At 56.6% G+C, this 22596-nt stretch carries 1 protein-coding gene; it reads left to right on the top strand.

Translation table 11 applies throughout. The features are described from left to right. The first annotated feature begins 9 nt into the window (after nucleotides 1-9). Nucleotides 10-22596 carry a tandem-95 repeat protein gene (locus LOC70_RS17035; RefSeq protein WP_230255193.1) on the top strand — a complete coding sequence of 7529 codons (22587 nt, stop codon included), beginning with the start codon at nucleotides 10-12 and terminating at the stop codon, nucleotides 22594-22596.

The raw sequence follows: 22596 nt of genomic DNA, 5'->3' as shown, positions 1-22596 counted from the left end.
CGGTCACCCATGACCCAACGACGAAATCTTCGCCGACGCGGCAGTTCTTCGACGCAACCTCGCCGTTTGCACCACCAAACACTCGAACGACGCGAATTGCTCGCAGCGGAAATTGTCAGTGGGCCCCGATTGGTCAGCGTGGCGGCCAACACCGGATCTCAATTTGACCTGAACGACAACAATGTTCTGTCCGTCGCCCCGTCTGAGTTGACGTTCCGTTTCGACGGTGGTTCGCAAGTCGACGGCAGCACTTTGGACGGCATTCGTTTTGTTGCCGCCGGGGGTGACGGCACGTTCGACAGCGAAGATTTCAACAATCCGATTCAGCCCGGTTTCTTAGGTTTTGAGGGAGACCAAACCGGCGGCCGAGTCGTTGTTGCACGCTTTGCAGAAACACTGTCCGACGATCGCTACCGCATTGTGATCTCGGGTTACGACGACACGACCAACGGTGTGGTCGCGTTGCGAAATGAATCGGGCGAAGCGGTCACGCCAGCTCAACCGGACGATCCACAGCGTCCCGCGGTCAACATCGACTTTGAAATCGAAGTCGGTCCCAAGGTCGTCGCCGTCGTGCCGCAGCCCGTGTCGCTCAATGGCAACACGCGTGTGCAGGCTCGCGATGAGGTGCACGTCTATTTCAACGATGACCCGTTGTCGAACCTGAACGCGGGCATCGTCCGATCGACGGACGCCGTGCAACTGCCCGTTGTCAATCCTGACTACTACAAGTTGATCTTCACCAATGACACGGTGGAGAACACTGACGATCCGGTCTACGTCCCGACTCTGGTCGAGTACGACCCAGCGCTGAATCGTGCGACGTTGACTTTTGACAGCGATCTTTCGGAACTGCCCGATGTGGTTTCCGGAACGGATGTCTTGCAAGGCCCACAATCCAATAGCGGAAGCGGCACGTTCCGTTTGCGAATCGGACGCGGGGACGCGATTCCAGCGGCACCCAGCGAAATCACCGCGAGCGAATTGCCCGATACATTCAGCAATGCGCAGTCACTTGGAACGACGTTTGGCAACGCGTCTCAAAGTGTGTTGGTCGACGGTGGATTGATTCGATCCGCCAAAGACGTCATTCCCGATTGGCCCGGTGCTTACGATGCCGCCGGTCTGCGTGAATACCGCCGAGAAGGGCAACTGACGCAGCAAGTCGACACCACGACAGGCATCAACGTCTACCCTTACAACTTCGCGGAGTTGTACGGCACGGGCACTCAAGGGCAAAAGCTTTCCAACGCGATCACGGAAGCTCAAAAGGAACGTGCGCGCGAAGTCCTGGACCTGTATTCCAAACGCATGGGCATCCAGTTTGTCGAGACCGAAGACAGCGGTCTGCAGATCGTCACGGGTGACTTGCAAGCCGTCGTGCTGACTGCCGACACGGGTGCGGGTGAAGGCACTCCGTATAGCCTGTATCGAGTCAACGAAAAAGATCCGACACGTGGCGTGTTGGTGATGGACGCGGGTGAACCGTGGTTCGATGGCTATGGGTTGTCGCCCGATTCTCGCCCGAGCTGGTTTGTCGAAGCCTTGCGTGGCATCGGGAATGTGATCGGCATCGGTGATTTGTTTGAACAGCCCGATGGCGTCGCGGCAGGTGGATCCAGCCCGGATGAACCCAATTCGGTCGGGTTCACCGATTTCTCTGGCAATGCGTTCCCGAACCTGCCCACCGAACCTGAGTTCCTTAGCCAAAGCGACATCACGCTCGGCCAAGCATTGCATCGTCCGGAAAGCGACGATGTTGACTTCTACTCGTTCAACGTGACCGAGGAAGGCCGCATCACCGCAGAAACCTTCGCTCAACGCTTGGACGACAGCAGCTTGCTGGACACGCTGATTCAGCTTTACCGCGTTGTCCCCGCATCGGGATCCAATCCAACCAGTTACGAGTTGGTCGCCTCGAACGACGACTTCTTCAGCAACGACTCGCTGGTTTCGGTGGACGTTGCAGCGGGCGACTATGTGCTTGGCATCAGCAGCACGGGAAATGATTCCTACAACGGCGAAGTGGAAGGCAGCGCACTCGGTGGACGAACCGAAGGTGCTTATCAACTTCGTGTCACCTTCAAACCCGATTCCGACAACACCATCACCGACACCGCTGGATCGCGGTTGGATGGCGACGCGGATGATGTCGAAGGCGGTGAGTTCAACTTCTGGTTCCGCACAGCTCGCGAAGTTTCTGCGGCCAACGAGCCCCGAGTCATTTACGTTTTGAAGGACGCGGACGGCGACGACACCAACGACGGAAGTTTCGCGGCACCGGTGCGCACGGTTGATCGCGCATTCGAGCTGTCGGAACCCGGTGACATTGTTCGCTTGCTGCCCAGCGCCGGTGCCGACAACATGATCTCTACCGTGGGCGATAACCCCGCCTACGAAATCGGACGCGGCGGGACCGGTGACCGAGCCCTTGATGACGGCGACGTCTTTGAAGTGCCTCAAGGCGTCACCGTGATGATCGACGCCGGGGCGATTTTGAAACTTCGCACCGCCAAGATCAGCGTGGGTAGTGAGTCGGTTGACGAGGACCGATCGCTGGCTGCCTTGCAGGTTTTGGGAACACCCATCCTGGTCGACTCCGACGGAATTGCGAAGGATGCCGGGGAAGTCTTCTTCACCAGCTTTGACGACCCAACCATCGGGATCGACAACAACCCACTTCCAACCGTTCCATCGACGGGACACTGGGCTGGGATCGAGTTCCGCAACGACTTTGACTTCGCCGAAGGTCGCCCCGTCTGGGAAACAGAAGGCATTTTCCTGGACTACGTCTCGCATGCCAACATGCAGTACGGCGGTGGCAAGATCGACACCAACGCGCCCGTGGTGACTCCGCTGCAAATGCGAGAGAGTCGTCCGACGTTGATCTACAACACCATCATGAACAGTGCGGATGCGGCCATGAGCGCCGATCCGGACAGCTTCCGCGAGACCAACTTCCACTCGCCGCGATATCAATCGGTCGCTTCGTTCACCAGCGACTACGGACGTGTCGGACCAGAAATCGCCGGCAATACGTTGATCAACAACACGATCAACGGATTGTTCGTTCGAGTCGACACACCGGCCGCGGGCGAATTGCAGCCCATGTCGGTCAGTGGACGTTTTGACGATCACGACATCGTCCACGCCATCAGCGAAGTGTTGACCATCGAGGGCAATCCCGGTGGACCGGTTCTGTTGGAAGAACGGCCGGACGTACTGAGCGTGACGGTTCAAACGTCGACCGCCGGCGGATCGCTGGCGGACGGAACCTACGACTATGTCATGACCTACGTCACCAAAGAGGGCGATGAGTCTTTGGCCAGTTTGGCAACTCGTTCGGTGGCTTCGACAACCGGCGCTGTCCGTTTGAGCAACCTGCCGTCGGCACCGGCTGAATTCGCGGGACGCAATTTGTATCGATTGGATCTCTCTGCTCCGGCTGGGGTGGTTCGCTATGAACTAGTGACCCAATTGGATCGCCGCGCCACGTTCTATGTGGACGATGGCACGACTCGCGGTGGGATTCTCAACAGCGAACAAACTCCAGATCTCAGCGGCATTGCGATTTCGACGTTCGCTGGACCAGTTGGCACCAGCGAACTGCAGGAAAACCGAGCCTACGACTACCGCATGACCTACGTCGACGCTTACGGTGGCGAGAGCAAGGCCAGCGAGGCGAGCACCATGCAGGTAGTCGCTCGCAATGACGGCATTTTCCTGAACAACCTGCCACCGACCGCGGAAGGCTTCGTCGGGCGAAACCTGTATCGATCGTCACCCGATACCGGCGAATACATCTTGGTCGCACGCTTGATGCTGGACGAAACCAGCTTCGTGGATCAAGGCATCGTCGACTTCGCGGCCACCAGCTTGCTGGGCGAAAAGTTGGGCAACGATATCAATGGCGGCACCAAGCTTCTGCCTCAATACGACGCTCGCTTGTCAATCGATCCGGGCATCATTGTCAAATCGGAGTTGGCACGCATCGAAGCCACCTTTGGTGCCGACTTCTACGCGGAAGGCAACGATGGCAACAAAGTCATCTTCACTTCGCGTTCGGACGACACCTACGGTGCCGGCGGTACCTTCGACAGCAACAACAACGGTCCCAGCGTCGGTGCCCCCGGCGATTGGGGTGGTTTGGTCTTCCGTCAAGACACGACGGCTAGCCTCGACTTCGCAGAGATCCGCTACGGGGGCGGTACCAGCCCAATTGAAGGTGGATTCACCGAATTCAATGCACTCGAAATTCTGCAAGCTGATGTGCGGGTTACGAACTCCACGTTCACAAGGAACGCGGATGGCTTTGCCAACACCAGCACTCGTGAAGGTCGCGGATTCAATGACGAATCGGTGATCTTCGTTCGTGGCAGCCAACCCATCATCTTGAACAATGTCATCGCTGACAACGAAGGCGCAGCAATCAGCATCAACCCCGATGCGTTGAACTTTGATGACGTGTTGGACATGGGCCGTTCCACCGGCCCCAGCGACATCATCGCCACCGACCTGGACAACCAAGGTCCGTTGATCGCCGGCAACTTGCTGGACCTCAACGAGCTGAACGGACTGCGAGTGCGCAGCGAGATCATCACGACAGACAGTGTTTGGGACGACACCGACATCGTTCACGTCGTGGAAGGTTCCGTCGTCAGCATGACCAATCACTTCTACGGTGGATTGCAACTCAAGAGTGACGTTGGTCAGAGTTTGGTCGTGAAGTTCGGTCCCAACGGAACGCTGATCGGCAGCGGACGACCGCTGGACATCGAAGATCGAATTGGTGGAACGCTGCAAGTTCTCGGAACGCCCGGCAACCCAGTGGTTCTGACCAGCATCAACGACGTCACAGTGGGCGCGGGCTACACACCCGATGGGCGCGCTCTGTTGCAAACGGCAGCCAATGCGACCGACCCGGCCGCCGGTGATTGGCAAGGTTTGCAGTTACTGCCTTACATCAATGACCGAAACGTTGCCTACGTTCTGGAAAACGAACGAGCCATCGCGTCGGACATCACTGTCAACTCGACCCCAGATGACGCTCAAGTCGTTGGTGACTTGGCCCGCGATGAATACGCCGGCGATGAAAACGAACGACTCGGGTTCAACATTCGAGGCACGTTGGCGACCCCTCAGGATCAAGACGTTTTTCGTTTCACCGCGACGGGTGGAACGGAATTGTTCATCGACATCGACGAGACCTCCTTTGGTCTGGATACCGTTGTCGAATTGATCAACGTCAACGAAGACGTGGTTGCCAGCAGCAACGATTCGTTCTCCGAACTGTCTGACGCGGAAGTTTCCACGACGGACCAATCCAAACTCTACGTCAACCCGAACCTTCCCAATGGCGTCTCGGTGGACGACGTCCGACCGCTGTTCCGCACAGGCAACGGATTCGTCGAATCACCCAACTCGTTGGATGCGGGATTCCGTGTTGTGTTGCCGGGTGACACCCAGCGTGACAACACCTACTTCGTTCGCGTTCGCACACTGAACCAAAAGACCGAAGGCCAATACGAGCTTTCATTGCGTCTGCGTGAAACCGATGAAACAGCTGGCTCCACAGTTCAGCTTGCCGACATCCGCTACGCCACCGACGCGATTGCGGTCTCCGGAGCTCCGTTGCACTCGCCTTTGGTGGGTGATGTCGGGGAAGCGGTCCGCTACATCGATCCGACCCCAGCCAATCGCAACAGCGGCGACGAACGAACGATCGAAACCGAGAACAACCGTCTCGGTTTCAACACAGGCAGTGCACAAACGGTTGGCAATCTGCTGACATCCGATCGAGGAGCTCTCGTCATCACTGGCGAGATTGGCAACATCGATTCCACCAATTTGGACGTCCAAATCGAAGATGTGGATGTCTACCGAGTGGACTTGGTTGCCCAACAGATTTCGCCCGATGTGTTCGACAGTGAGAACCGCTTCGTCACCGCAACCTTCGACATTGACTATGCCGATGCGTTGGGCCGGGTGAACACATCCATCGCCGTCTACAACGCGGCAGGACAGTTGGTGCTGCACAGCCGTGATTCAAACATCGCCGACGACCAGGGTCGACCGCTGAACGGTGTCGACATGGAAAATCTGGATGGTGGATCCGCTGGCGTTTTGGACGCATACATCGGACCGGTCGAATTACCCGAAGGCACCTACTACGTCGCGGTTTCGGGTGAAGTGGCCGTGCCACAAGCACTGGACCAATTCTTCAATCCGAACACGTCAAGTCCGCTGACGCGTTTGATGCCGATCAACTCGGTTCGCCGCATCGCGGAAGACTCGCTGTTTGGAACCAGCGCGACTGTGATCGCTGACCGCCAGTTTGAATCGAGAATCTTCGAATATGCGGCCGAAGCCCCTGTCGTCGAACCTGTCTTTGATGAGTCGTCCATCGTCCCGTACTCATTTGATGACATCCGCTTGTTCGTTTCGCTGGATGGTGCCATCACCGGCAACAACAACAGCGTTCTTCTGAGCGTGAACCCGTTCACAGGCAAAGTGGAGCGTTTGATCGGTCAATCCGGTCAACCCACCGGTGACTTGGCAATCCGTCGCGACGGCGAGTTGTTCTCCTACAGCCTCGGTCCGCAGAGCGGACAAGAAAACAATGGAAACGTTGGCAACTTCCTGAACATCAGTCCGTTCAACGGTGCGGCCAGCAGTGCCGGTGATGATGGCATCACCTTCCAACGCAACAATCAAGCCGGCACGGACCTTGAAGGAGACGACAACGCTCAGCTCGACATCCACGCGATGGCTTTCCAACCTGGCCCTGCCGGGAACAGCATCAATACATCGGCAGTCAGTGACAACGAACGCTTCTTCCTGGTCGGCGAACGCGACAACAACGGACGGTTCGGCGAGATCCCTGACGAACTGACGCGCAACCTGCTGTATCAAGCCGTTGCGTCCAATGGTCAGATCACATCGCTGGGGAGCACCAACACAAATGCACACCGCAATTTCGACGGAACGATTCCTTACCGAGCGTTCTACGGAACCACGTCGCCTGATGTTGAGCACGGCGTGATCGATACCGGTTTTATCTACGACACCGGTGCTGATGGTGGTGACATCACAGGCATGGCCTACATCCCTAATGGGGCTCTATCGAACGACACCTTCTTGGCGGCGACGGACCTCGGCGGAATTCATACGTTCAGTCCTAACGACACAATTCCGGCGCCGACGGACAACATCGAACTGGCCGGCTACAACCGTGTGATTCAAACGACCTACTATGGCCGAGTCGTTGCAGATCCGAATCACACCACCGCCAGCTTCGACCCGTTCACGGGCGAATCCTACCCACAATTTGAAAGTCTTTCCTTCGGTCCACAGAGCGTTGAAGGTGGACGACTGCAGCAGACGATTTTTGCGGCCACTTCCGATGGTTGGCTATATGCTCTCGAACTGGATGGACAATCAATCCGTCCAGCCAACGTGTTCTACAACGGTCGTTCTGCCATTCAGATGCAGTTCGACATCGGCTCGGCTGTTGGCGATTTCTCACGCACCGTCACCGGGATTGCTTTCAGCAATTTGGAAAACAATCCGTGGCACGTTAGCCCAGACCGTCGTCTCGACGACGGCCAAGGCCTCTATCCTGATGAGTCACAAACGCGTGTTCGCACGTTTGGCGGTTCAACTCTTTACTACGGTTTTGAGGTCACTGGAAACGCCGATGACAACACCATCGCAAGAGCCGACGGTGACAACCTCGGGCAAATCGCGCCTGGCGGCAGCCAAGGTTCAATTGTCTCGAAGCCATTCAATCTGAGTGAGGTCAACGCAGCCGACAAACCGACGCTGTACTTCAGCTACTTCGTCGATGTTGAGGGTGATGATGACTACACACCCTCAAGAGCCCAGAACGATTCCTTCCGTGTCTTCGGCTCAGGAGACGACGGTGAGTGGAAATTGTTGGCCACCAACAACAACTATCGCGAATTGGCTGACGCTGACGAATACGACTACTTCAATGAAACCGGCGTTATCGTCCAAGAATTGTTCGACGACGGAAATGATTGGCGTCAGGCTCGAGTCGATGTCTCGTCGCTTGCCGGAAACGAGAACGTTCAGATTCGATTCGACTTCTCCACCGCAGGTTCGATGCGGACTCATTTTGGGTCCATTAACGTCAGCGGAACCGCGGGGAAGAATTTAGAAGATGGCGAGGTCATTTCTTTTCAGGGTGCTGACAGCTTTGTTGACTTCCAGGTCGCTTTCCAAGACCCAGAACTTCAACAGATCTTCTTCAACCTGGATGACTTCAACAGTCGCTACAACTTCCAGTACGAAACGATCCTCGGTCGTGATGTGGTTTTCCCATCCGGAGCCGATTTGGAGATTGGTGATGAGCTGATTGTCAACGGTCCGGAAGGCCCCGTCGCGATCACATTCGTGGCCGCTCCATCCGCAACCCCCAAACCGCTCAACGAAGTCGTCTTCAATGTCGGCATGTCGCGGGATGAAGTGGCGCGAACGGTGGTCGCATCGGTCGATTCGCTGCTCGCCCCTTACTTCGACGGAAATGGGCGAGTGAGTTTCCGAGCCGCCAGTAGCGTTCTAGTCGATGGGAACATCGCCGCCGGACAGGCCACGCCAGTCGAAATTGAAGCCAATCTCTCGCGGATGATTGTGCCGACTGCAACCACCTTCGAAGTCGGCGAGCAAATCGAAGTCACCGGCCCCGATAACTTGGTGACGACGTTGGTCTACACGAATGTGGACAATTCAGTGGCCCCCGCCACATTCTTCCCAGGCGAAGTGTTTGTTGCCCCAACAGACACGAAGGCCGATATCGCGGAAAAGATCCTCGAACAACTGCCGCGCAATACACAAGCGTACGTGACGTCGACCGGAGACCTGGTCTTTGCGAACGATGCCACCACGTTGGATTTCGTTCCGGCCCCGACCAACATCACGGTCGCGCAAGAGGTTGCCAACGAAGCTCGAATCGAAGTCACCATCCCAGCTGGCGCGTCGATCGCGAACAATGAACAGCTAACGTTTGTTGACCCGGACGGTTTCTCATACACCGTTCAATTCGTCGACAGTGATGCTCCTGATGTTGTTGGTGATGGCTTCATTCCATTCTCCGATGACAACGCGGGCACGGCCGGTTCCACGCTCGCACGTCGAATCTTCGAGGACTTGCCAGCTCGCTTCAGTGCGGTGGTTAACGGCAATGTCCTGTCGATTGCAGGCACCAGTGTCACATCAAATAACGGCGGGACCTCCGTCACGACCAATGCGGTCACCGATACCAGCCTGATCTGGGACATCGATTTGCCGACTGGTGATCTGTTGCACCATGGCGAAGAGATCAACCTCTTCGCCAACTTCGGTTTTGGCACCACAGTCACTCTGGTTCGAGAAGGGCTCAGTGTGCCGAACCCAGGTGACATCTTGGTTTACTTCAACAGCACCTCGACAGCGACAGAAGTTGCGACGGATATCGTTCGGGCGTTGAACGAACAGTCAAACAACTTCCAGGCTTACCTGGACCAAGACGATGATGGTTTCCGCTTGGCCGGCAACATCAATTTTGTGTTTCTGACCTCGTCAACCACCGTTACCAGCTTCGTTCAAACGGATATCCAGACCTATTCGGTTCCAATCACCTTGCCGAAAGGCAGCGAGATTGTTCCAGGCGAATCCTTCACCGTATTCCGCAAAGATGATCCGTTCACACTGAACGAGCAGTCGTACACATTTGTCACGACGCCGCCCGCCTCACCGACCGAAATTTTCTACGACGTCAATGACACGGCGGAAGAACTCGCTCAGAGGGTCGTCAGTGCTCTCGACCCAGAGTTGCAACCGATCATCGTGAACAACCGTGAGGTTCACTTGCTGAATGCAAAATCGGTTGAACTTTCCAATGCGAACTCTTTGGTTGTCTCGTACGAGTCGTCCGTTGATCCAGATATCAACAGCCCGTTCGACACGCGGCCCACTCCGATCCTGGTTTCTGTCGATCAAACTGGTGACGAAGTGGCCCTACAATTGCGAAAAGCATTTGCGGAGGGCTTTGGCCGAATCGCGTCGGCTGCGACCGGCTTCAATCAAATTGCGTCTGCTGATCAGTACCCAATCTACGGTGGCGACACCTTGCGATTGTATGACGCTATCGCGCTCGACATTGGCTCGTATGGTCTGAGTCAACCAGAGGGGCTCGGTGGAATCCTCGGGCCTGGCGCAATCGCCATGCCTGGTGACGAGTTTGGCTTGTCTGCGTCGTCAGGTTATGCAACCAGCCAAATCCGCACCGCTGGTGCTGATGACAACCAAGTGGAAGGTGTCTACATCGATGACATCATCATTGGTCTGGCCGAACGTGGCGAAATGGTCATCAACGCTCCAGTGGGCAACACCAATTACGTCTTTGATCCTTCATTCCTGCCGGACTCACATCCGCAAGCAGAACAACCCGAACGTCAAAACGAAACGTTGGTCGGTCCGTACTCTCTGGAGATCCGCACGGCAGACGAATACGGAGTGCCTCAAGACTACGACCCGATCAATCTGGAGTTGAACGAAGACTTTGGGTTGGGACGGTCATTCGATTCAAACGATCGCTTGGTCGATGGCGCGGTGACTCTCATCGCTCCCGCTGGCAACACCTTGATTGATGTCGGCACCAGCCTGGATTCGACTGTCACCGAAAGTGACACCTTTGTGCTCGACGATGGCACCTATCAACTCACGTTTGAATTTGACAGCATTCTAGATACAAACGGCGTTGAAACCGGACACGTCCGAGTTCCATTCGATCCGAGCAGCACCGATCCGGCCGCCGTTGCACGAGCAATTCGCAACGCGATCAACTCGCCGCAAGTCCAGAACGTGTTGAATATCACCGCTGCGAATGCGGACGGTGCGGAACAAGGCGCCTCCAATTCCACTCGCGTGGAACTGTTCGGCGATGCCATCTCGGTCAACCCGAGTGGTGGACGCTTCATCAAAATGGACTTGGTTGCTGAGGAGACGCACGGCAGCAATGCCACCAGCCGACGAATCGCAATCGTTGACCACGATGAAGACACGGTTGAATACGTCAACTTTGGGGATCAAACGGCACAATCCTCTGTGACAGGCTTCGTCAACGGCGACGTAGACACCTTCGTCGGTGTTGGAAAAATTGGTGATGCCGTCAACGTTGGTGTGTCGGACGGCAACGTGGTCGATGACCTGACCATTCTTTCGTCCAACCCGCTGTTGGATTACGACTCTGTTCGTATCTATCTCTCAGCGAATCAATCGGTTGACATCGACGTGGACACGCTCGGATTCACCAAGGCGGGCGATACGCTCGGACTGCCGGTGATTTCGGTGCTGGCTTCCGGTCAAGACTTTGATCTCAACGCGAACCTGGTTCGAAGTTCCTCTTTCTTGCCTTCGACTGCTCCGGGCGAGACCCTCGGTGGCGCATTCCTGACATTCACTGCACCGACCAATGGGTTCTACGATGTGGTTATTAGCAGCAATGCTCTCTTCGGTGGCGGACCAGTCAGCGAGATCGACAAGCAATTCGGTGAATACCAATTGACGATCCGTCCGAACGCGGCGGCTTCGGCTCGCATCCCGGATCGCGATGTGTTGATGGTGGACTACCAATTCGGAACCACGGATGTGAACCGAACGGATGATCAAGGTCAGATCATCATCAGCAGCAACATTATCAGTGACTCATCGAACTACGGCATCTCCGCGACGCTTGGCGATCGTGGGCAAGGCAACACGTCCAACGGTGTCACGCAGGACACATTGCCAGGTTCGGCTCGCTTGCTTCGCAATGAGAATCCGACCGGATTGGTCCCTGGGGCGGTGATTATCAACAACGTGGTTTCGAACTCCGGCACTGGCGGCATCCTGTTCGGTGGCGGAACCTTCGATGATGGCGAGAGCCCCGCACCCAACCTGTTCGGCCGAATCGTCAATAACACAGTCGTGAACCAAGGCAGTGGCGACGGCATCACGGTCAATGGTCGCGCCAACCCGACATTGCTGAACAACGTCATCTCTGGATTTGATGTTGGTATCCAAGTCGACACGGTGACATCTGGTAACACGGTCGTGGGCGGTAACGCATTCCACGAAAACAACACCGACTCGACGTTGCCGATTGCCAGTTCGTCGATTGTCATTCCAGACGGAACGGCTCTTTTCCAAGACCCGTCTCGTTCGATCTTCATCCCGGTCGAAAACAGCCCGATCATCGACAGCTCATTCGCGTCGCTCCCAGACCGTAACAACTTCTTCAACACGGTGAAGAATCCAGTTGGAATTGCAGCCTCGCCGATCATCGCACCTTCGTTTGACGCTTATGGTCAACCTCGTGTTGATGGACAATCCAATTCGTCTGGTGGTGTCGGTGCCAACGTCTTCATTGACCGCGGTGCACTCGACCGCGCGGATGATGGACGACCTGTTGCATTGCTGATCAATCCGTTTGATGCGGACGGAGTGGAAGCTGCCTCGCAGAACGTCAACAGTGGTGACACAGACCCGGGATCTTCGTTCGTTCGTCTGACAAACCCAACACAAACCGTTGAGTTCTTCGAGATTCAATTGGTGGATCCATCGGGAACCGGCCCTGATCCGGAAACCATTACCGTGGACTCGGTCCTGTTGACCGAAAATGGTCGACGACTGTTGCCCGACCAAGACTTCACCTTCGGTTACAGCGCCAACAGCCGCACCATTCGCTTGACCCCACTGGCTGGTCTTTGGCGTCAAGATGCGGTTTACGAGATCACACTGAACAACCAACCCCGTATCTCCTTTGATGCGGTTAGTGGAGACCAAATCGCGGATGGCGATCAGGTCACCGTGGTTGACTCGGCTGGACGGGAAACTGTTTTTGAGTTTGAAAGCGGCACGTCCATCACGGTTCCGCAAACCTCGATGTTGCGAATCCTGGACGTCACCACTGGCTTCCAAGACCGCGACGTCTTCACGATCACCGCGCCGGACGGATCAAGCCAAAGCTTTGAGATCAACCTCACAGGATCCACCGCAGCGGGCAATGTTGCCATCGAGTTGGCAGGTGCCGGAAACATCGCGGACATCCGCGACCGCATCTTGGCAGCCATCAATTCTGTCCAAGCTGGACTGGACCTTGCACCTCGCGCGATTGGATTCGATTCGATCCAACTGGGCGTGCTTTCCGGTCACACAGTCACGTTGGGAACCGGCTTCTCTGGCATGGAGTTGGTTGGAACCAACGCGGGTGTGGAATCCGGCCAAAGCTTCACGTACACCAGCAACGGAACCACCGTCGAATTCGTCTTTGACGACAGCAATTCGTTCGTCGAAACCGACACCATGCGTCAGGTTCCGATTTCGCGAACCGACACGCCTGACGAAATTGCTCAGTCGATTGTCAACGCGGTCGGTGGTGTTGCACTTGGTTTGGACGCGGCTCAAGCGACCGGCGAAGGCAGCGTCCTTCTCGGCGGTTTGACGAGCGATGTCCTCGACATCACCAACTCGCAACTTTCGCGAGACGGGGCTCCCGGCGTCACCGCTTCGTTGTCGTTGACCGTGCCGAATGGCCGCACCGGTAGCGACGTTGACGGCACGACGTTCAGCTTGGATGTTGGCGGAGTGGCGACCACCTTCCGGTTCACCACCGATGCTTCCATGACCAGCGCGGATCGTTTGATCCTGATCACAGCGGGCGATGACGCGGCAACACTTGCCGGCAAGATCGCTGCCGTTATCGGTGCGGTTTACCCAGACGAATTGTCACCCAACGTCGATGGCACTTCGATCCAATTGAACGAAGCCTCCGCGATGGTTGCCCTGGGCGAAACGCGAACGGTGACGACCATCACCACCGGCACCAGCGGACTGACCCAAAGTGGTATCAGCGGCGGAGCAGTTCCGGTTGACTTCTTGCCGTCCGCAAACTTCAGCGAAGCGTCGGTTGCGGCAACGTTGCAACGAACGATCCTCAACGCGAACCTTGGCCTGGAAATTTTCGCTCCCGGTGGAGGCACCTTGCTGATCGATGGAGCCAACTCGGTCTCAGCGCAGTTCACCGGCGATGGCGTGGTTAATGCGAACGGCCTGAGCATCCCCGCGGTCTCTGATATCGCTGGCAATCCCGTTCGAGAAACGCGAATTAATGATGAGACTCGATTCACCATCATCATGCCAGAAGTCCGCTTCGACTTCGGTGATGCACCGGCAAGCTATGGCACGTTGCTCGAAAGCCCGCTGAATAGCAGCATTCCTGGAAACGGTGCGCGGCATGCGGTCGTTAACGATGGCAGCTCCATCCAGTTGGGTGCGAGCATCGATACCGAAGCCGATGGCACACCGTCCAATTCGGCAACCAACGATGTCATTGGCGATGATGTCACGATTCCGATCTCAGCATCCACCGCTTCCGCAGCGGTTTCGATCACCTTGGGAACGGACATCATCGATATCGAAATCACCGCGATGCCAACGGTCCGCGATACCATCGAACTGGTGGTCGGAACGGAAACCTTCACGTTCGAGCTTTTGGACGCGGCAACCAACCCATCGCCCGGAAACATTCCGGTCTTGTTCAACACGAACAACACGCTGCGAGAAATCGAGATCGCATTGCTCACCGCGATTCGGCCTCAACTGGATTTCACCGGTGGCGGAGTCGATGCGTTGACTCACCCAACCAATGCGGAAGGCATCCGAGTTCGTGCAATCGACGACGAAGACGGTGTTTCGATCGTTCGATTCGACGACGGTCTGAACTTCTACCGCGTCTTTGGTGAACCCGGTGCTGGTGGCCAAGTCTTGACATCGCTGAACGCGGATCAGGTTCTGGGCTTCCTCAACCCATTCGACGAAGCCGGCACGGACATCGCCGTCGATGTTGTGGGTGGCGGTCTACTGAATGGCTGGATCGACTTCGACCGTAGTGGAACCTTTGATGAGGACGAGCACGTTCTGTCCAATGTGCCTGTGACCACTGGCACCAACATCGTCAACGTCACCACGCCGCTGTCCGTGGGAACCTTGCCATTCGACACATGGGCTCGATTCCGCGTGAACGATGCCGGCAACCTCGGTCCGGATGGCGTTGCGATTGGTGGTGAAGTTGAAGACTACCTGGTCTCCGTCTTGCCCATTCCTTTGCCTGAACCAGAACCACGTTCCTACACAGCGTTCGAAGATGCGACGCTCAGCGTTGATGCATCGCAGGGGCTGATCAGTCCCGCGAACCGCGCCGGGCAGTTGTTGCCGGTTCGCTACTTCGTGGTCGATGAACCTTCCAACGGAACATTGGTGGTCGACACCGATGCGGACGATGACCTGAACGGCAGCTTCCGCTACATCCCGAACCCGGATTTCTACGGCGTCGACACGTTTACCTACCGTTTGTCGACCCAGCAGAACCTGGGCAACATCGATTGCGATGTCGATCCTGGCGATCCTCCGGTTTGTGGCACCGTCACGATCAATGTCGTTCCTGAGAATGATGCCCCCGGTGCGACGGACCAATCGTTCGTCATGGTGGAAGCGACCGCCACGAATGGTGGCGACCCGCTGACCATCCCGGCATCCGATCTGATTCGTGGTGCGGTTGCCGATGCGGACGCTCAGTTCAATCCTGGTTCGGACACCGATGTCCAGGACGAGAACAACCAAACCATCTTTGTTCATTCGATCACCGCCGGTGGTGTGACAATCAACAAAGACAACCGCTTTGCCGTCGCTCCGACGCCAGAAGGCGGAACATTAACGGCTCTCTTCAATCCAACGAATGAGTGGATTACAGAGATCACGTACACGCCAGCGGAAGACTTCAACAGTGACAACGGCACCGTTGCCGGTGGTCTGTCCGTCGACGCGTTCACCTTCACATTGATCGACAACGGCATCTCGCAATTGCCGGCTGACTTAGAGACGAACCTCAACAATTCGTTGACTCAGCCCGAACGCGATGTGCTAGGAATCGGGAACGGGGTCCGCGATCAGTTCGACGCTATCTCGCCGATCTCGCAACCCGCGGTCGCACGCATTCGTGTCACCCCGCAAAACGACGCTCCAGTCTTGGCCGAAGACTACGTTGGTTTGACGGATGCAAACGGTGATCCGAACACGGATTACACCAGCTTCTTCGGTGGAGCAGTTCCAACGCCAACTGAAGACACCTTGTTGGTCTTCCCCACGGCCTACCTAACCCGCAACGACATGGCTGGGCCCGTTGGTGCCGATGACGAGAACAATGGAGCCAACGGCAATGACGCACCAGTCATGGTCACCAGTGTTTCGCTGGTGGATCCAACTCAAGGGACATTGACCCTTGATACCAACACCAACGAGATCTCGTTCCTGCCAGCTCCAAACGTCTACGGCGAGATCGAATTCACCTACACCGCAATCGATAGCGGTGTGAATGAAGACACCTCGGTGGGCGACGTCAGCGATGACACGGATCGTGGCAATCGCACGCCGGCTGGAATCGCGATCACGCAATCGGCAACGATCTTCGTCGAACCTGTCAACGATGCACCGGTGGCGTACGACCGCTTCGCGAGCACCGTGGAAGACACGGCGTTGACGCTGAGCGATGTTCAAATCCTGAGCGGAGTCAACGTGACTCCTTCCGCGATCGTGGCCACCACTGCTGGCGTCACGATGGCCGACGCAGATCAGTTGCGAGAAGGTGAGACGTTGATCCTGACGGCCGCGAATGGTCGTCGAGTGGTCATCGAATTCAACAGCACTGGAACACCATCGATTGGAACCGACCGGGTTGTCCAGTTCACTGATGGCGAAACCGCAGACGTGCTGGCATCTCGATTGGAGTTGACGCTTCGCTCGGTCGGATTCGGCGGAACTCTCAACGGAGATTCAGTGACCTTCGAAGACGCCGGTCAACTGGCGTTCGTGGCGGGTCAAAACGCCGTTGTCGTGGACTCGGCTGCCGGTCGCGTCACCGTTCCAGAAGGTCGTCTGATCCAAGACGGTGAAGTGGTGACACTCACCGACAGCACAGGAACGCCATCACGATTTGTCTTCACGAAGACCGGATCGGTACTGATCAACAATGGCATTGCTGTATCGATCAGCGACTCCGACACCGCCGAAGAAGTTGCCAACGCTCTGTCGGACGCGATGTTACAAGCTGGCTTCGGTGCGGTTGAGACAGCGGGAACGCAACAAGAATTCCGCATCCGCATGGACAACGTGGCTCAGCTCAGCGTCAACCGAGCGGGCACCGGTTTGGTTCCAGATGGCTCCGATGTCATCATTCCAGCCGGAAGCGGAATCCAGTCCGGCGATGCCTTGATTGTTGAACTGACCGATGGCACCACCGTTGTCGCCGAGTTCCGCACCGGAACGACGCTCAGTGATCCAAATGCTGTACTCGTGCAATACACTGCCTCCGATTCACGAGCACAAATCTCTGCCGCTTTGGAAGCCGCTTTAACCAGCCGCGGCGTCACCGCCACACCGGTGACGCTGACATCGTGGCAAGTTGATTTGGTGGACATCACCTCGGTCGATGTGACGGGAACCGCGATCACGTTCAACGGCACCGACATTGTCTTGCCAGTGATCGGTGATTTGGTCAGCGGTCAATCGTTCAGCCTGACTGACGAGAACAACGTGGTTCGTCGGATCGAGCTAAACACCACTGGCAACCTCAGTGCAGGCAATGACGCGGTCGTACAATACGATCCAGCCGGATCCATTGATGACGTCGCGACCGATTTGGCCGCGGTCCTGCGTTCGCTGGACATCGGTGCTTTCGCCAACGGCAACATGGTCACCCTGCGAACTTCGGATACCCTGTCGCGATCCTTGTCGCCGACCAGTATCACACTGAATGGAACCAATATTCTGGTTCCAGCCGGCGACCGTTTGATCGACGGCGAACGGTTCACGATCTCGGATGTGGCTGGCGTGGTTCATGTCGTCGAATTCAGTCTTTCGGGACAACCTTCGGCGGGTGCTGATGTGATCGTTCCGTTCACGGTCGGTGATTCAGCCGATACCGTTGCAACGACACTGCAAGAACAATTGCGTGCTCAAGGCGTCGCCGCATTGGCGGATACCGGTGCACTGGGAACTCCAAGCGGCCAATCACTGGTCTCGCTGCAGTTGATCTCGGCGATCCGAATGGGTGAACTGGCCGACGCAAGCGGCATGTTCGACAACCGATTGGGGGCACCGTTCAACGAGAACGAACAATCGCTCCGAATCATCTCGTTCTCGACTCCTAACGGGAATGCGATCAACATCAACTCGGTTCCCGCTGGAGCCACAACGGCCACGATCGACAGCGATGCCGGCGGAGCCTACACGTTCACCGTGGAAACCGTTCAGGTCAATGGACAAGACCGCCGCTACTTCAGTGGCGTCACGTTTGATCCGGCGGAAAACTACAACAGCGAACTGCCGTTTGCCTCGCGTGAATTGTTGCTCTACACGATCGAAGACGATGCCTTCACCCGCATCGATTCGCCCGCTCAAACGCGACAAGACGTGGGTGACATTCGTCAGTCCATCGCGGCTGGCACCATCACCATCACCGTGGATCCAGTGAACGACCCTCCGGTCTTCAACAACGATCTGAACACGGTCGATGTGTTGGAACGCGATGACCTGTCGACCACGACCGTCCCTGGTTTCCTGACCGAAATCTTCTCGGCCACATCGACGGCATCCGACGAACTGCTGGCACAAATCGTCACCGGGTTCGAAGTCCGCTTGGTCGCCGACCCCAACGGTGTGCTCAATGGCTTGCCTGTGGTGAACTACGTGGGCGGTGAAACCGAAGCGTCGCTGACCGTGGCTCCCAACCCCGACAAGGTTGGTCAGGCCACGTTCGAGCTGTATCCAGTCGAAAGCGGCATCGCTCCTTCGCAAATTCCGGCGACCACCTTCACGGTCAACGTGCGTCCGGTCAACGATGCTCCTCGCATTCGCGACGGACTGACCGGTGATTCGGTGCCGAACGATCCGGATGAAGCCTATGCGATCAGCGGAATCACCGACACGGACGGCGACGGTTTCAACGACCAAGCCGTGATTCAGTACACGCTTCGCGAAGACAACACGCAGCCAACCGGCAGCAGCGATCCGGCCAACGCGGTCACAACGGGCAACTACTTCATTCCGCTTAGCCGCGCGATTCCAGAAGCCTTGGTGCAAGTTGGTTCCTACCAACGCATTGGTCTGTTGGACATCTACACGGTGGGTGCGGACAACGAAGCCCAATCGTTGAACGTCGGCTTCCCAATCGGCGGACCACAACAACTCGAGCTGTTCGACTTCCCGGACCGCACCGCGTTGGGTGGAACCCTGACGCCGAGGTTCGAAGGCAATCAGCTGATCGGCTTGAACTACACGCCTCCGGTGGACTTCAACAACACGGTCGATCCGAGCAACCCGTTTGACTCGTTCGAGTTTGAAGTTCGTGATGACTTCCCAGGTGATGGCGAGACCTACTCGACCGACACGGGAACACTGATCCAGGACCGACGTCGCTCGACTTCGATCGTTCAGTTGAATCTCAACCCCGTCAACGATCGACCTCAGTTCGTTGCCAACACGCTGCAATACGAAGTCGCCGAAGATGGAGCTCCTCAACGGATCAACAACTTCGCCGTTGGAATCGCGGCGGGCCCACCACTGAGTGCGTTCGATGAAGTCGATTTCATCAACGGACAAGAAGTCCAATTCACCGTAAAAACGCTGTCCTTCCTGGACGACGAGTTGCAAGACTTCTTCATCCAAGGCCCAGAGATCAGCAACACCGGTGTGTTGACCTTCCAGCCACAAGCCGACGTGTTTGGCACCTTCGAATTCGAAGTCGTGTTGACTGAAATCTTGCCTGGATCCAACGAGCAAGAGAACAGCACCCGCGGTGACTTGCGATCGTCTTTGCCGGTCACGTTGACCATCGATGTGCAACCAGTGAACGATCGTCCAACGATCAAAGATGAATTCAGCACTGCCGGATCGAATCCGTTGAATTTCTCGTTGTCGGAAGACGGCACCTTCGATGTCTTGGTCACTGGCGATGGAACTTCTCCAGGCTTGCTCGATGTCTTCGATGTCGGTCCGGACAACGAGGCAGCGGACAACACGCCAGGTGGCAACCAATCGCTCTCGTTGACCACGCCAACCCCGGTGACCACGGCCGAGGGTGGAACACTCACGCCGATCCGAGAGAACGGCGAGATCACTCGATTCCAGTACACGCCGCGTGCGAACTTTGTTGGAACCGACAGCTTCATCTACACGGTCACCGACGATGGTGTCACCGTCCCGGTTGGTAACAACGGCGTTCCGATTGATGAGCCTCGCATCGCTTCGGGAACGGTCACTTTCGAAGTCTTCGCTGTCAACGATGCACCGCAGTTTAGTGGTGCGGGCGATGTCACCAGCGACGAAGACCAAAACGACGGTGGCGGAAACGGAAGCGTCGTGATTGAGAACTGGGCGACCAACGTGCAAGCCGGACCTCCCGGTGCCAATGATGAAATCGGCGATGGCAATGGACAGCCGCTGCGTTTCGAGATCATTCAGACCTCCAACAACCCTGAGCTGTTCGTCAGCCCGCCGACGGCATCGATTGACGCCGATGGCAATGCGACGTTGATGTACACCACCGCCGAGAACCTCAACGGTTCGGCCACCTTCACCGTGCAACTGTTCGACGAAGGACCGAACGACAGCGGCAACGGTGACATCAACGCGTCGACCATTCGCACCTTCACCATCACGGTGGATCCGGTCAACGACGCACCAACCTTCACCGCTGGACCAACGGTTCAGGTGCAAGAGGATCGTGGGCCGTTTACCACTCAATGGGCCACGAATATCTCGCCTGGTCCGATTGATGAATCCACTCAGTCCGTCACGTTCGAGGTCACGACCGTGAACCCCGAGGACGCGGATTTGTTCACCGAAACGGGACAACCTCAGATCTCGCCAAACGGCATTCTCAGCTTCACTCCAGCATCGAATGCCAACGGCCAAGTGGATCTGCAAGTGGTTGCTCGCGACAGCGAAGGCTTGGCGGGTGCTCCGGTCACGTTGCGGATCAACATCCAACCCGTGAACGATTTCCCCGCTCCTGCACCTGACTTCTTCAGCACCAACGAAGACACGATCCGAGTCATTTCGGCTGCTGAGTTGCTCGCCAACGACGCGGATGTTGACCTCAACGACGCGAATCCTGACGAGTTGCAGATCGTGATGAACTCACCGCAATTCTCGTTGCGTGGGGCGTTGGTCACTTATGACCCGGTGACACAAACGATCACTTACGATCCGACCGTATCCGCTGAATTGCAAGCACTGACGCCAAACTCGGCACCGCTGAATGATTCGTTCGCTTACGCCGTCGCGGACCGCGCCGGTGCCGCAGCGACTCCGATTCGAACCAGCAATTCCGTTTTGGTTTCAGCGAGTGTCTCGGGCGTCAACGACGGTCCGGTCACAGAACCCGATGTGCCAACGTTGCAAAGCCCTGGAAGCACCGTCATCCGAGTCTTGGACAACGATGTCGATGTGGACGGGTCCATCAACCCGGCTTCGTTGACGGTGACCAAGCAACCGGCGTTCGGTAGCGTGACCATTGACCCGAATGCGGGAACGATCACGTACACGCCGTTCACGAACTTCCCGGGCAACGACGAATTCCGTTACATCGTGGCGGACGATCAAGGAACGTTCAGCGCGGAAGAAACGGTCACCATCAGTCCGAACGCTGCACCGGCGGGAACGGATACCGTTCGCACCGGATTCCTGAACGAATCCATCATCATCAACATCGCCAACAACTTTGAAGATGCGGATGGGCTGGACTTCAGTTCCGTTCAGATCGAACGCCAACCACTGGCGGGTGAGATCCAAAATGTTGGTGATGGGACCCTGCGTTATATCCCTGCAACGGGTTACACCGGACGCGATACGTTTGACTACTCGATCGCTGATCAGGAAGGACGACGAAGTGGTTTGGCAACGGTCACCTTGCAAGTGGTAACCAGCCGCCTGCAAAACCCTGACTTGAACACCGACGTAAACGACGATGGCCAAGTTTCCGCTTTGGACGCTTTGCTGATCATCAACCACTTGAACCGATTCTCGTCCTTCCCTGCGGACTACACCCCAACGGTGTCAGAAGATCTCGTGGTGACTCAGGGTGACAACGGTCGGCCAGACGCTTCGCAACCTGGACGTTACTACGATGTCAGCGGTGACCTTCGCATCAGTTCGCTGGATGCACTTCAAGTCATCAACGAACTGAACCGTCGCGATGCCAGCGGCAATGGCGAACCGGCCGGCGAGTCCATCGTGGCAACTTCCGCAGCATCAACGGTCACTGCCCAGACAGGATTGTCGACCTCAACGGGTTCGGATCCCGCCGCGGGTGAGCCACTGTTCGAGATCCTTTCGGAGAACGAAAAGTTGGTTTCCGGTGCGAACTCCAACCTCGGCGACGATGTCCTGAACAGCATCGCCACGGCAAATTCCGACGGTGAGGGTTCAGAATCCTCCGGCGAAGATCGAGGCAAGGACTTGCAATCCGCCGTCGATGCGGCGATGGCCAAACTGCTTTGA

Source organism: Rhodopirellula halodulae, assembly GCF_020966775.1.
GTDB classification, from domain to species: domain Bacteria; phylum Planctomycetota; class Planctomycetia; order Pirellulales; family Pirellulaceae; genus Rhodopirellula; species Rhodopirellula halodulae.
The sequence above is the reverse complement of the archived record's forward strand: the minus strand, read 5'-3'. Positions and strand labels throughout refer to the sequence as shown.